At 66.2% G+C, this 13,715-nt stretch carries 11 protein-coding genes; 8 read left to right on the plus strand and 3 right to left on the minus strand.

What is annotated here, in order from left to right:
- Positions 1-260 precede the first annotated feature (260 nt).
- Positions 261-929, minus strand: a complete 669-nt coding sequence (locus tag PV350_RS37360; RefSeq protein ID WP_500337908.1) for a hypothetical protein — start codon at positions 927-929, stop codon at positions 261-263.
- Positions 930-1,349: 420 nt separating this feature from the next.
- Here PV350_RS37360 and PV350_RS37365 point away from each other — a divergent pair, with 420 nt between their 5' ends.
- The 4 genes from PV350_RS37365 (at position 1,350) to PV350_RS37380 (ending at position 6,748) form a co-directional block, all read left to right on the plus strand.
- On the plus strand, positions 1,350-2,033 hold the full coding sequence (locus PV350_RS37365; RefSeq protein WP_500337910.1) for a KpnI family restriction enzyme N-terminal domain-containing protein: 684 nt from the start codon (positions 1,350-1,352) through the stop codon (positions 2,031-2,033).
- A gap of 21 nt (positions 2,034-2,054) precedes the next feature.
- Positions 2,055-3,482 carry a hypothetical protein gene (locus tag PV350_RS37370; RefSeq protein WP_500337911.1) on the plus strand — a complete coding sequence of 476 codons (1,428 nt, stop codon included), beginning with the start codon at positions 2,055-2,057 and terminating at the stop codon, positions 3,480-3,482.
- A gap of 2 nt (positions 3,483-3,484) precedes the next feature.
- Positions 3,485-5,299, plus strand: a complete 1,815-nt coding sequence (locus PV350_RS37375; RefSeq protein ID WP_500337921.1) for a DEAD/DEAH box helicase — start codon at positions 3,485-3,487, stop codon at positions 5,297-5,299.
- A 132-nt stretch (positions 5,300-5,431) separates the two neighbouring features.
- The gene (locus tag PV350_RS37380) at positions 5,432-6,748 is read left to right on the plus strand and encodes a DNA cytosine methyltransferase (RefSeq protein ID WP_500337913.1); all 1,317 of its coding nucleotides are present in this window, start codon (positions 5,432-5,434) and stop codon (positions 6,746-6,748) included.
- On the opposite strand, the gene PV350_RS37385 is transcribed toward PV350_RS37380, so the two are convergent.
- Positions 6,680-7,141: a very short patch repair endonuclease gene (locus PV350_RS37385; protein ID WP_500337915.1), complete on the minus strand. Its 462-nt coding sequence runs from the start codon at positions 7,139-7,141 to the stop codon at positions 6,680-6,682. The genes PV350_RS37380 and PV350_RS37385 overlap by 69 nt on opposite strands.
- Positions 7,142-7,327: 186 nt before the next feature.
- Here PV350_RS37385 and PV350_RS37390 point away from each other — a divergent pair, with 186 nt between their 5' ends.
- The 4 genes from PV350_RS37390 (at position 7,328) to PV350_RS37405 (ending at position 13,292) form a co-directional block, all read left to right on the plus strand.
- The gene (locus tag PV350_RS37390; protein WP_500337916.1) at positions 7,328-8,872 is read left to right on the plus strand and encodes an ATP-binding protein; all 1,545 of its coding nucleotides are present in this window, start codon (positions 7,328-7,330) and stop codon (positions 8,870-8,872) included.
- Between the two features lie 47 nt (positions 8,873-8,919).
- Positions 8,920-11,913, plus strand: coding sequence for a Z1 domain-containing protein (locus PV350_RS37395; RefSeq protein ID WP_500337917.1), 2,994 nt, complete (start codon positions 8,920-8,922; stop codon positions 11,911-11,913).
- A 246-nt stretch (positions 11,914-12,159) separates the two neighbouring features.
- Positions 12,160-12,639: a hypothetical protein gene (locus tag PV350_RS37400; protein WP_500337918.1), complete on the plus strand. Its 480-nt coding sequence runs from the start codon at positions 12,160-12,162 to the stop codon at positions 12,637-12,639.
- A 377-nt stretch (positions 12,640-13,016) separates the two neighbouring features.
- Positions 13,017-13,292, plus strand: coding sequence for a hypothetical protein (locus PV350_RS37405; RefSeq protein WP_500322641.1), 276 nt, complete (start codon positions 13,017-13,019; stop codon positions 13,290-13,292).
- A 25-nt stretch (positions 13,293-13,317) separates the two neighbouring features.
- Here the strand turns inward: PV350_RS37405 and PV350_RS37410 are convergent.
- Positions 13,318-13,715: PfkB family carbohydrate kinase (locus PV350_RS37410; RefSeq protein WP_500337919.1), on the minus strand; the 398-nt coding region annotated here is incomplete at its 5' end.

The following is a 13,715-nucleotide window of genomic DNA, read 5'->3' on the forward strand; positions in this document are numbered from 1 at the left end:
CGCACCTCCCGCAACACGCTCCCCTCCACCTCCCACAACGCCTCGTCCACCACCCCGTAGGGCGCCCTCCGCAACGCCTCCATCGCCTGCTCGAACCCATCCGTGACCGGCGTCTCGCTCTGCCTCATGGCCCCATGCTCCGCCCGCGGCACGTGCGCGTCGCGCGGGACGCGCACGCGGGTCACCGCAGGCCCCGAGGCGCGTCCCCGAATGGGCGGTCCGCGGACGCGACCCGCCCGGACCCTCTGACCGCCGGCTGGCTACCTCGTGGCCGCTTTAAGCAAAGCGCCGGCGTCGCGGTCATAACCGTGCTCGTGAAGTGCCAACGCCGCCTCAATGACATCCCGTTCAGGTTGTTCCCGTCCGTAGATGTGGAGCAGGTTGTCCGCCAGCTGGTCCTCGCTCAACTCCCTGAGCAGCACAAGCGCCGTGGCACTCTCCGCTGGCGTGAGGACCTCACCGGTCCGCCGCATCACCGTGACGACCGCCACCTGATCCCGTCGCGCGTGGAGTCGCTGGACGCTCTCCACCAGGCTTCGCGCGGCCGCCACATCACGGTCCCATCGTTGCCGGTCCCCATCGACATGCGGGACCGGCAACGATGCCGCCCCACGCCTGTTCGCCGACTTCTCCGCCAAGCCGGCCCTAGCGTCGCTGCGCAGCTCATCGTTGTCCGCCCGCAGGCGCTGGTTCTCCCGGCGGAGCTGCCTCATCGCACCTCTCATCGCTTTCACTGCCCGCCCCGAGGTGGCGCAGCTCGAACACATACGACTCCTGGCCTTGGCACACAACGCAAGCAGATCGGCCTTGCCGAATCCGAGCGACTTCCCGGCCTTCTCCGCGGCGGCCTCGTAGAGGAGTGTCACGAAGTCGTCGTCGGGGACCCGCTCCCCTTTCTCGTACCGACTGATCCCGCTTCTGTCCTTCACCGATCCGTACCCGCGCGCAGCCAGATGGCCAGCCAAAGTTGCCATGGACACGCCCAGACATTCCGTTCTGAGCCACCTGAGCTTGGCAGCTAGTTCCACCCTCGCGAGCGACAAACCCGTGGAACTTTCCTGAACCCCTCCGTCAGCCATCCCGCCCCCTGGCTCTTCGCCGCATCGACATCCCAGCATCTCAGTGCTGCCGGTCCCCTCCGCATTCCCGCTGCGGAATGAATTGTTGCCACTTAGACGTCAACACGAATTGTGCTGGACTGCGGTTGCACGGCCCGTCAAGACTGGACGCCACACACCGCCCGGCAACGGAGCGGGGGGGACGACGTCTCGCCATGCCCGCATGGCAGCGGAGCAGTACTGCATTCACCAAATGCAGACAAATAACCCAATTGCGTAAGGACGCAGACAATGCAGCCGTCGTGGCAGGACCCGAAGTACGGAAGCAAGGTGCGCGTGGCTCTGTGGCTGGAGTCGGAGGTGGGGGTCGGGAACATTTTCACCAAAACCGATCTTAGGGACGCTTTCCCGGGCGTCGCCCAGATCGACCGGCGCCTGCGGGATTTGCGGGATCATGATTGGCGGATCGACACGAATCGCGACGACCCCGCCCTGAAGGCGGTGGAACAGCGGTACGTCACCAAGGGTGCTGAAATCTGGGTCCCCGGTCAGGCGAAGATCGCCAAGCACAAGAGCAGCTTGTCGCCGACTCAGCGGGTCAAGGTGTGGCGGGACGACAACTTCATCTGCCGGACCTGTGGCATCGGCAGCGGCGAGGTCTACGACATGGGCGGCGTGGAGGTTGCCCAGCTCAACGTGGCCCGCCGCACGGTCCGTCTCACCGGTGACAAGGTGACGCATCAGCTCGTCACCGAGTGCAAGCGCTGCGGAGCAGCGGCGGGCGATCGCACCGTGGAGCTGGATGCCCTGCTCGCTCTGGTAGACGGGCTCGCCCCGTTCGAACGTGCGGTGTTCGCCGGCTGGATCGCGGCGGACCGGCGCGATCAGGAACCTCTGGAGAAGCTGTGGGGTCTCTACAGGACCCTGCCGATGGAATCGCGCTCGGCCATCGCACAAGCCGTGGCTGCCAAGTAACAACGGGGAGGGAGCACAACCATGCGGGAGTTTCCGCCACCGCCGCGCGCGGCTGAGTTCAGCGAGTTGATCAAGAAGCGTCTGGAGGAAGTGAAGAGCGCCGGCGGCACCCGCGAAACGGTCACCGTCGACTGGAACGAGCAGCAGGCCCACGTCGAAGTCATCGACCTCCCGGTCAAGTCGCTCTACTTCAACCCTGGGACGCATCGCATCCGTGCCCAGCGCAGCCACGACCCGGCGCGGGACGCGGCGCTCGACAAGGACGCGTGGTGCGACGACAGTCAGAACTACCTGCAGTACCTGCTGAGCGTTCAGCCCACCAATCCGAGCCTCCGTGACCCGGAGTTCGACAAGTTGAAGGAGAGCCTGAAGGACTTCGGGCAGAACGACCCTGGCCTCGTGACCCATCACGGGATCTTGGTCAACGGCAACACTCGGGCCGCCGCCCTCCGCGAACTCGGCATTCAGTCGATGCGCGTTGGGGTACTCCCGGAATCCTTCACTTGGTCGGACATCAACGCCGTCGAGCTGTCCCTGCAGCTGCGCAAGGACCACCGGCGGGACTACTCGTACATCAACCGGCTGCTCGCCATGAAGGAGCAGGCGGAGCTCGGTAGGACTCCTGAGGCGATCGCCAAGGACTTCCGGATCAAGACGCCCACGTACCACCAGGAGCGCTGGATCCTCAGCGTGATCGAGGACCTCATCGAACGTAGCCGCAGCGGCGGGGGGACGGGGCTCAGGCTGGTCGACTGGGAAGGCGACCAGGAGAAGCTCAAGGAACTCCAGCGCTTGTACGACAAGCTCAAGACACTCGACCACGACGCAGCGGAGGTACTGAAGGAGTGGCGGCTCGCGGCCATTCTCCTCGGGTTCTCCAAGACCGACGTCCGGCACATCGACGAGGACTTCCTCAAGGCACAGTACTTGGAGAAGACCATGCCGGCCGGCGTGTCCGGGTCGGGAGGGGCCGAGGAGCCGGAAGGCGTAGCGATCCCGGGCCTCGGGATCAGCGTCCCTGCGGCGTCGTCCGAGGTCTCGTCCGCTCGCTCGCTCAATGACCGGATACTGCGCGCCGCCGCCACCGTACGCAGCGGTGGCGACCTGCTTGATGCCGACAAGGCTGAGGCTCAGGCCCTCCTCGACGACGCCGAGAAGGCATTTGACTCCGCCATCGACGCGGCCGGCCGTGACGCGCGCATCAGGAAGCGCAAGCAGCTGGCTCCGGCACGGCTCGGCGAGGCGATCGCGAGCATCGACCAGTGCGTGGTGGAACTCGTGCAGGCACGTGCACAGCGGACCCTGGACGAGGAAGCCTTCGATGATGCCGTCGTGAAGCTCCGCGACAGTCTCGTCAAGCTCGCTCAGCAGGCGGGACGCGGTATGCCGAACCCGGGGGACGGTGTTGCCTGGCTTCTCGACGCCGCCGCTTCCGGAGGCGCGCAGTGACCATGTCCGGGGTCTCCCTTCGCCTGGAGTTTGATTCCTCCAGGACCAAGGTCGTCCTCACGACCACCGAGCAGTACCGGCACGAACTCATCCGGTTGGCCGCCCGTTTCCGAACGGGCGGCCAGCTCGGCCCTCTCTCTGCTTCCGTCGCACTCGACGAGCTGCTGGCGGACCTCGGTGCGCTCGGGAGCTGGCCTCACGCCACAGGAGTCGAGTGGGCTCCCGAACTGCAGGCACTCGTCGTTGGCATCGTCCAGGATGCGAACACCGTCAAGCGGCGGCTCAGCTCGGCCGAGCACAGTGCCGAAGTCTCCCCGGATGACGTTCCAACGCTGCTCGGAGATGACTGGACCGCTGAGCTGAGCGCGTTTCAGCGGCGGGACATCGCCAAGCTCCTGTCGCTCCAGCACGGAGCCAATTTCAGCGTTCCTGGTGCGGGCAAGACCCGTGTCGCCCTGGCCGTTTACGCGGCACAGAGGGCGGCCGGACAAGTCAGCCGCCTGCTCGTCGTGTGCCCGAAGTCCGCCTACGAATCGTGGCAGTATGAAACCGCGGCCTGTTTCAGACAGCCGCTGCGCACGAACGTCCTGGGCGGCGACACGCAGGACCAGTGGATGGAAGTCCTGATCGTCAACTACGAGCGGCTCGATCGCTCTCTCGGTCTGCTCGCGGCATGGCTGCAGGCGGGCCCGGCGATGATCATCCTCGATGAGGCCCACCGTATGAAGCTCGGGGCACGCGGCACCTACGGTGCCGCGTGCATGACCCTGGGTCCTCTCGCCCGCCGTCGCCTCATTCTCACTGGGACTCCCGCACCCAACGGTTCGAAGGATCTCGAGAGCCTGCTCGGCTTCGTCTGGCCAGGACATGGGCAGCGCAGTGTTGTCCAGGCTGTCGCCGGCGGCGACCTCGGCCACGCGAGCACCGTCCTCCGGCCCCTGTTCACGCGAACCACCAAGCAGGAACTCGGCCTGCCGCCCGTGAACACCCAGATCCGCTACGTAGACCTGCCACCGCTCCACGAGGAAATCTACGAGTCCCTGGTGAAGGGATCGGGCGGTAACGCCCGCGACGACCTCAGCGCCCTGGGGAGAACCGCGCTGCGGCTCCTCATGGCAGCCACCAGCCCGGCGCTCCTCTTGGAAGGCACCAGCCGCTACGAGCCGCTCGCGTATCAGCTGCCTCCGCTGGAGATCCCCAAGAGTGACTCGCTCTACTCACTTCTGCAGAATCTGCCTGATTACGAGCTGTCGCCGAAGTACCAAGAAGCAATTGCGATTGTGGCCGAGAACGCGGCCCAGGGGCGCAAGACCCTCGTGTGGACCACGTTCGTCCGCAGTCTGACGACCCTGGAACGGCTCTTCGCGAAGTACGCGCCGGCAACGGTGTACGGCGGCACACCAGACAGGGAAGAGCAGCTCCGGCGTTTCCGTGAGGATCCGAGCTGCATGGTGCTGATCTCAAATCCCGCAACTCTCGGTGAGGGAATCTCGCTGCATCATGTCTGCCACGACGCCGTCTACGTGGACCGGGACTTCATGGCCGGACGATACTTGCAAAGCCTGGACCGCATCCATCGCCTCGGCCTGGCGCCGGGGACCGACACCCGAGTCACCGTGCTCGCGGTACGCAACACGATCGATGAAGTCGTGGAGGCGCGCCTGAAGCAGAAGCTCGACTTCATGGGGAAGATCCTCGATGACCCCACGGTGCAGCAGCTGGCCGACCTCGAGGAGGAGCCCGCTGTCGCGGCGGGTCTGGCCCCAAGCGACATCGAAACCCTCCTCCAGCACATCCGCGGTAGCTCCTTGACGTGATGAAGTGCCCCGGTTCTCCGCTGCCCGCCCTGAACCGGGGCGCCCGAGCAGGTCCGGGGAACCAGGCAGTCCGCGCCTGATCGCCTCTGGTAGCGTGGCATTATTTTGCGCCACACCACGAGGAGCACACCGATGGCTGGCAGCGGCCTGGGAGAACAGTCACCTGAGCGCCTTACCTCCATCGAGATCTGCGCGGGGGCGGGCGGGCAGGCCGTAGGACTGCACCAGGCAGGCTTCCAGCACCTCGCGCTCGTCGAATGGGATCCCCACGCCGTCGCCACCTTGAGGGCCAACGCGGTCAAATGGCCCGGCTGGACCGAGCAGAAGGCAGCCCGGTTGGCGCCACAGGATGTGAATGAATTCCTCACATCCGAGCAGTTCAAAGAACTTCCGGATGACGGATTCGGGAAAATCGACCTTTTCGCTGGAGGCGTTCCCTGTCCGCCATTCTCGTTGGCCGGTAAGCAATTGGGGCCGGACGACGACCGCGACCTCTTCCCCGCCGCCCTCAAAATTATCGACAGGCTGCGCCCCAGGGCCATCATGATCGAGAACGTACGGGGGATCCTGGAACCCCCCGGCGTTTTCATCGAGTACCGGCGCTGGATCCTGGAGCAGCTGCGTGAAATGGGATACGCCGTCCCGGAGATTAACCCGGACTGGCCGGTGGAGCGGCAGGACTGGGAGATGCGCAAGGTGTGGCGCCGGGTCGATGCGGCCGACTTCGGCGTGCCGCAACTCAGGCCTCGCGCGATTCTTGTCGCCATTCACAAGGATCACATGAACGGCCAGGAATTTACGTGGCCCCAGGGAATCGAGGGCTCCGCGGAAACGCTGCAGGAGGCGCTTGAATCCTCAATGAAGGAACGCTATCTCCCTTATTGGGAAAGGTCACCCGTCGAGTCGGGCAAAACGGGCGAAGAAGCTTTCGAAGCCTGGCGGAAGAAGGCCGGCCGATCTGCCATCGCTCCGACGCTCGTGGGCGGTTCCAAGAAGCACGGTGGCGCTGATCTCGGTCCAACGCGCGCGAAGCGCGCATGGGCCCATCTGGGCGTGGACGGTACGGGGGTGGCCAACGACCCTGAGGACTGCGTTCCGGAGCGTGACCTGTTCAGGCCGGACGGCCCCATGCTGACCGTGAAGCAGGCCGCCAGGGTTCAGGGGTTCCCACCGGACTGGGACTTCCAAGGGCGGAAGACCGCGCAATACCGTCAAGTGGGCAACGCTTTTCCTCCGCCTGTCGCTGAGGCCATCGGCAGAGCGATCGCCGCGGTGCTCCGGCCAGCAGACCAACAGAATCTGCTCAAGGGCTACCGTCTTGCCGCTAGCGGCGAAGTGGCCCTGCCGCCCCTGTACGGGACGCAGGAGCCACTGGACCTCTCATTGCCGGGCGAGAGCGGCACGCCTGGCGATCACCGTAGCGGCGATCTCGTCGACGCAGAGGCCTGAGGGCTCGTGCTCCCAGAAGCGGAGCACGAGCCACCCAGCTTCCTTGAGGCGCTCGTCGGTGTCTCTGTCCCGCGCCACGTTGCGGGCGACCTTGTCGGACCAGTACCCGGGGTTCACCTTTGGTGCCTTGTAATGCTCCGGGCAACCGTGCCAGTAACACCCGTCGATGAACACGGCTACCTTGGTGGGCCGGAAGACCAGGTCGGCCGTGCGGCGTAGTTCAGGAAGCGGGCGGGCGGCTACTCGGTACCGCAGTCCGCGGGCGTGCACGAGCCGGCGGATCAACTGTTCGGGCTTCGTGTCCCGGCTGCGGATAGCCTGCATGTTGCGCCGGCGCGCCGCCGACGACGCCCAGGATCCCTCCGGGGCCTCCCATTCGGCAGCGTCAGACATGTTTCCGAGGCTAGTCCTGTTCATGGGTCGCGGTGACCCGCGTTGGACCCGGGGCTTCCCCTGGGCGCCGGGTTCGGTATAGAAGACCCTCTGTGTACGGTCTTCGCAATATCTTCATCATTGCTTGCCGAAGCTGAGACCGGCCACGCCAGCCTGCCCCGTCGCTGTCCGAGGAACCACGAGCGCATGTCTTCTTCTCCCGCACTGCCCGCCAGCTGGCAGTACGACGTCCCTACGAACGGCAGCACCCGTCTTCCACCGGACGCGGGGTACGCGAAGGCCCTGACCAATCAGGGCTACGGCTTCGAAGCGGCCATCGCGGACCTGGTCGACAACTCCATCGACTCGGGTGCGGAGTCGGTCGTCGTGCATTTCCTGCGTGACAGTGAACGCATCGTGTCGCTACTCGTCCTCGACAACGGCCACGGCATGGGCGACCAGGAGCTCGACGACGCCATGACCGTAGGCCGCCGCCGTGAGTACGGCGGACAGGCGCTCGGCATGTACGGCACCGGGCTCAAGGCCGCTTCACTCTCGCATGCCCGCTCCCTCACGGTGATCAGCCGCACCAAGCGCAGCCGCGCAGCTGGCCGGAAGCTCACCGCCGAGGGCATCGAGGACGGCTTCCGCTGCGACACCGTTGATCCGCAGTTCGCGCAGCAGCAGATCGACGTGTACGACGGGCTCATCGAGTGGCACGGGACGATCGTGCGCTGGGACCGAGTGCGTGCCTTCGAGACGGTGGCCCGCGGGCAGAGCGACCAGTTCCTGTCGGAGGCCATATCCCGACTGGAGATGCACCTCGGGCTGCACCTGCACCGTTTCCTGGCCAACGGGCTCAACCTCGACATAGCTGTCTGGGACGTGGAAACCGGGGAGGAGACCGATCACATCAGTGTCGATCCCCTCGACCCGTTCGCGTGCAAGGTGCCCGGCAAGGCCGGCTATCCCAAGACGTTCAAAGCCGAAGTCGAAGGAGTGGGTGAGGTCGGGCTGCAGGCACACATCTGGCCCGCCAAGTCGAAGCAGGCGGGGTTCCGCCAGATCGGCTCGCTCCTCGAACGGCAAGGTTTCTACTTCTACCGGAACGACCGGCTCGTGCAGGCCGGCGGTTGGAGCAACCTTCGCAGCCCCGAGGGCCATCTCGTCCTCGCCAGGATCGCGGTAGACCTGCCGGCCACTGCGAACGAGGTGTTCAGCCTGACCGTGAAGAAGGAGGGGGTCGAGGTCACCCCCGCCTTCACCCGGGGCGTCGAAAAGGCCACCGACGGCGATGGGGCGTTCTTCTCCGCTTATCTCGCCGACGCGGAGGATGCCTACCGCGAAGGCGCATCACGGGCAGTCATCGAACGACCCTCAGTGATACCCCCGGGCAAGGGCGTCGACCCGAAGGTGAAGCGCGCGGTGGCTGAGGAACTGCCGGTGAAGGGCGGTGAAGACCCGATCCGCATCGAGTGGGTCACGCTTCCTGACGACCGCTTCTTCGACCTGGACCGCGACAGTCACACGATCCTTCTCAACAAGACTTTCAGGGACGACTTCAACGACGGCAAGCGCGGTGGGTCGAACGACGCACCAGTCACCAAGACGCTGATGTACCTCCTCCTCCAGGACTCCTTCGGGCTCGGCCGCTGGGAGAGGAAGCGCGCCGACCGCATCGAGTACTGGAACAGCATCCTGCTGGCCTCCGTGCTCGCACAGCGTGAGCGCCGCGCCCGCGCCATCTCCTGACCACGCCACCAGCGGCACCGCCGACCGCGCACACCTGAGGAATCCCCTTGAGCGACGCACTGCTTGAAGTCCACACCTCGGCACTCGCAGGGATGACAGCCAGTCCACGCCACTTCGAGAAATGGGCGGCGCTTGCCGCCGATGAGGACTTCCCCGACGCCGACCTCAGCGAGGCGGCCTTCTGCGCACGCCTCGCGGACGATGAAGCCGAAGGCGGGGCACTGACGGCGCTGTGGGCCCGCGCCCTGACCAAGTGGGACTTCGAGGAACAGCCGCGGTGGTCCCCCGACACCGAAGCCCGTACGGACGAGCGCCGCAGCGCGGTGTACGACCGCCTGCGCTTCGGTGACGATCTGCGCAAGATGCTCAGTGCAGCCGTTCCCGTGGCGCACGTGGCGCCGGTGACCGTCATCGCCCGCGAACACACCCCCTGGTACGGTTCTGAGCAGGCTGCAGCGCGTTCCTTCTACTGGACGGCCTACGAACGCAAGCTCCGCGAGAAGGGCTGGTCCGAGGCGGCGATCGCAAGCCTCGACGAGGCGAGCCGTACGGTCGTGGAGCGGCTCTCCGACCCTGAGCAGACCGCCGTACGCCAGGCCAAGGGCCTTGTGGTGGGATACGTCCAGTCGGGCAAGACGGCCAACTTCACCGGAGTCACTGCAAAGGCCATCGACGCTGGGTACCGTCTCGTCATCGTGCTCGGCGGCACGCTCAACCTCCTGCGCGCCCAGACCCAGCGCCGTCTCGACATGGAGCTGATAGGCCAGGAGAACATCCTCCGCGGAGCTGACCCCGATGACCCTGACTCGCTCGTTGGCATCGACTACGCCGGGGACGACGACGACTGGCCCGACTTCGTCCGCCACGGTGACCGGCCGTCCGCCCTCCGGGCCTTCGACATCGAACGCCTCACCACCCGTGACAACGACTACAAGAGCCTCGCGCAGGGCATCCGGGCCCTTGAATTCGAGAAGCGCGAGCCGACACTGCCGCTCTGCGACCCCGTCAACCTGCACCGTGCGGCAGCGCGGGTGATGGTCGTCAAGAAGAACAAGAGTGTCCTGACGAAGCTGGTGAAGGACCTCAAGCAGATCCACGGCATTCTCGGCGAGCTGCCTGCCCTCATCATCGACGACGAATCCGATCAGGCTTCCGTGAACACATCGAACCCGAAGCAGTGGGAGCAGGGCGCGACGGAGCGCACGGCCATCAACAGCCTCATCTCTCAGCTGCTGGGCCTCCTCCCCCGCGGCCAGTACATCGGCTACACGGCCACGCCGTTCGCGAACGTCTTCGTCGACCCGGGCGACGCAGAGGACATCTTCCCCAGCGACTTCCTCATTTCGCTGCCCCGGCCCGACGGGTACATGGGCGTCCAGGACTTCCACGACCTGGACGCGTCGTTCGAGCCAGAGGAGCGCACCGTAGCCAACTCCCAGGAGAAGGCGCACGTCCGCGGTATCTACGACGGTACCGACGACCGCCTGCAGGAAGCCATGGACGCCTTCGTCCTCACTGGCGCTCTCAAGCTCTTCCGCGCCACGCAGGGAGTGCCTGACAAGCCCTTCCGTCATCACACGATGCTGGTCCACGAATCGGTCAGGATGGCCGAACATGCCGCCCTTGCTCAGCGCATCAACTCGATGTGGCACGCGGCCGGCTACTCATCGAGCGAGGGCCACGCACGTCTCGCGGACCTGTGGGCGAGCGACTTCGCCCCTGTTTCAGCCGCAAGGGCCGAGGGTCTGCCGAACCCGGCGTCGTACGAGGAACTCCGGCCCTTCATCAGCCGTGCCCGGCAGCTCATAGCAAAGGGCGGGAATCCCGTCGTCATCGTCAATGGCGACTCCGACCGTGATTTCGCACAGATCGACCTCGATTTCGACCGGACGCCGAACGTCTGGAAGATCCTCGTCGGCGGCACAAAGCTGTCCCGCGGCTTCACCATCGAGGGACTGACCATCACCTACTACCGCCGCACCACACGCCAGGCGGACACCCTCATGCAAATGGGGCGGTGGTTCGGGTTCCGGCCCGGCTACCGGGATCTCGTGCGTCTCTTCATCGGTCGCGAGGAGTCCCTCACGAAGACCTCCTCCGCGGATCTCTATGAAGCCTTCGAGGCGATCTGCCGCGACGAGGAGCTCTTCCGGCAGCAGCTCACGCAATACTCCGTCCTCGTGGACGGCAAACCCCAGGTCACGCCCGCCCAAGTACCTCCTCTGGTCGCCCAGCACCTCTCGTGGGTCAAGCCTTCCGCGCGCAACAAGATGTTCAACGCCGAACTCGTCGAGGTGCGCTCGCCCGGCAAGCCGATTGAGCCCGCCGCGTACCCCGTGGATGCCGCGGCACTGCGGCGCAACACGGAACGGTGGCATCCTCTGCTCAGCGCGTTCTCAGGACAGACGGCGGACTTCACCAATCCGCCGGACAGCAGCAGTGGACTGGCGCGGACGTTCTCGGCTCTGACGGCACGGGTCACGCACTCCGGGCTGATCGCCGTACTCAGTTCGCTGGAGTGGGAGCGCCCGGGCATCTTCCAGCCGCACCTGCAATACCTGTCACAGCTCGACGGCACGCTCGCCAAGGTCGACGACTGGCTGCTGATCGCTCCCCAGCTCACCCAGGCCAATCGCATGGAAGCCTCGGTTCTTGGCTCCGTACCCTTGTCGCTGGTCCGACGCAGCCGACAGCCCGGAAAGCCGTCTTTCGGACGCATCGCGAGCGTGGAACATCGCACGGCGGCACAACGGCTGATCGATGTGGCAGGGAACACCGACGCTGCTCCCGTCCCCATCGGGGATGCGCATGTCGGACCGGACACGGGTGTCGCGCTGGTCTATCCCGTCGTCGAGGGCACGACTGAGGGCGACGTGCTCGCGGCCATCTCTGACGGCCAGGCTGAGCCCGCGAAGCTGGTCATGGCCTTCACCCTGATTCCGCCCCGGTCCGCGACCGACTCGACCCGCCGTCTGGTGCGGTTCCGGGCACGGAACTCACGTCATGCCGACGATCCGATTGTGGCGGCACCGGTCGAGTAATTCCCCGCGTCCCATGGGCCGGTCGGCCGGAGCGGGCATCCGGTCGACCGGTCACGGAGCACCCCGCTGGCCAGGTGCATCCACCCCGGTAGGCGGTTGCAGGACTGTGGCTTAAAGGTTCCTGCACCACTCCCCCGAGCGACCTTGTGTCACCGGCACGCAACACCACGTATCGCCCGAATCCGATCCGCCGTTGCTGGTGCGTCACGACATCAAGAGCAGCATCGGAGGATTTCCATGGGTCGAGTGAACGCGGTGACGCGCTACGTGTCGCAGGTCGCCCTGGCCACGTCCACGGCAGTCGCGACGGTGATCAGCTTCTCGACGCCCGCGTCGGCAAGTGCCGTGGGGTACGCAAAGGTGGTCGGCTTCTGCCTGGACGCCAAGGGCCAGGAGGTTTGCCTCCCGACCACCACGCTTGGGCACTTCGTGCGCGGGTCGGGCCGGAATGTGGATCGCCATGAGGCCTCTGTGCAGGACAGCTTCGGAATGGACAGCGCCGGAGGAAACTGGTGCAACTGGCGTATCGACTGGCGCTACTCGGACACGAATGGCCGCACCTACCTCATCAGCAGGGGCGAAACGCACCGCAAGTGCACGCTTCACAGTTCGATCGGCCGTGTCGACACGACGCACCACACGTTGAAGCACTACGGCAAGGCGTGCGCGGACTTCTTCGTCGCTGGCACCAGGCGCGCATCGCAATGCCACTTCATCACCGAGTGACAGCCGGAGCAACCATGCCCTCTCGAATGCACCCCTCGCTGGCTTCCCGCGCGTTGCGCGTTCTCCTGGGCGCGGGAGTGAGCTACGCACTCGCAACTGGGCTGGTCCTGCTCATCTTCGCCCTGCTTCCTCAAGACGCCCTGCGATCTCTCCAGGAATCGGGCTTCTTCTGGACGGTGTTGGCCACCGCTGTCGTCATCTTCGCGGCGGGGGCCCTGGCCCTACGAAGTCGACGCGAGCGATGACGCGGCGGCATCCCACTGGCTGCCGCTAGCCCATTCACACCGGTCCCGTGAGCAACACCCGTGTATTCGCGACTTCGTACGCCCGTGTCGGTGACTGTGGGCGGGCGTTGAAGCACTGCGGAGGGGCCGAGCGTGACCGGCCCCCGGTGTCGCGAGATCGTCGAGGAACAGGGCGGGATCCCCATGGGCAAACAGTCGCCGAACGTGCGATCGGGCCGGATGGTGCGGTGGGTGCTGACGGCGGGGCTCAGTTACCTGGGGGCGATGTTCGTCGTGCTCGGGTGCCTGTCGCTGCTGCCGAAGCGGACGCAGACCTCGTTGTCGGAGACCGCCGTGGGGTGGGCCGTGCTCGGGGTGAGCGTGGTGTTGTTCACGCTGTTCGCGGGGCGGAGCCGCGGGCGGTCCTGAACGCCGGTCCCGGGCACGGACGGGCTCACGCCCGCATCCACGCACGCGTGCCGAACGAGCCGCAGGAGCGGGAGGCGATGTCGGCCGCGAAGGCGAGGGCGGTGTCGAAGGCGGGTGGGGTGAGGCGGGGGGTGATGTGGGCGGCGAGGTGGTGGGCGAGGGCACCGTGGAGGACGTCGCCGGCGCCGAGGGTGTCGACGACGGGGGTGACGGAGGGGACGGGGATCTGCCCCTCGGGCCGGAGGATGGGGGACGGGCCCTGGGTGACGGCGGTCCAGCGGACGCCGGCGTCGTGGAGGAAGGCGAACACCTCGGCCGGGGTGGAGGTGCCCGGGGGGTGGAAGTCGGCGGAGCAGACGGCGACGTCGACGTAGGGGAGCAGGGTGGACGTGGCGGGGCGCCAGCTGCCCGCGTCCAGGAGGG

This window comes from Streptomyces sp. PA03-6a (genome assembly GCF_033792765.1).
Classification (GTDB): Bacteria; Actinomycetota; Actinomycetes; order Streptomycetales; family Streptomycetaceae; genus Actinacidiphila.

Excerpts from the sequence above, each read along its gene's own strand:
- PV350_RS37390 (WP_500337916.1), top strand. The coding sequence starts at position 7,328 with ATGTCTTCTTCTCCCGCACTGCCCGCCAGCTGGCAGTACGACGTCCCT.
- PV350_RS37385 (WP_500337915.1), bottom strand. The coding sequence starts at position 7,141 with ATGTCTGACGCTGCCGAATGGGAGGCCCCGGAGGGATCCTGGGCGTCG.
- PV350_RS37380 (WP_500337913.1), top strand. The coding sequence starts at position 5,432 with ATGGCTGGCAGCGGCCTGGGAGAACAGTCACCTGAGCGCCTTACCTCC.
- PV350_RS37365 (WP_500337910.1), top strand. The coding sequence starts at position 1,350 with ATGCAGCCGTCGTGGCAGGACCCGAAGTACGGAAGCAAGGTGCGCGTG.
- PV350_RS37375 (WP_500337921.1), top strand. The coding sequence starts at position 3,485 with ATGTCCGGGGTCTCCCTTCGCCTGGAGTTTGATTCCTCCAGGACCAAG.
- PV350_RS37370 (WP_500337911.1), top strand. The coding sequence starts at position 2,055 with ATGCGGGAGTTTCCGCCACCGCCGCGCGCGGCTGAGTTCAGCGAGTTG.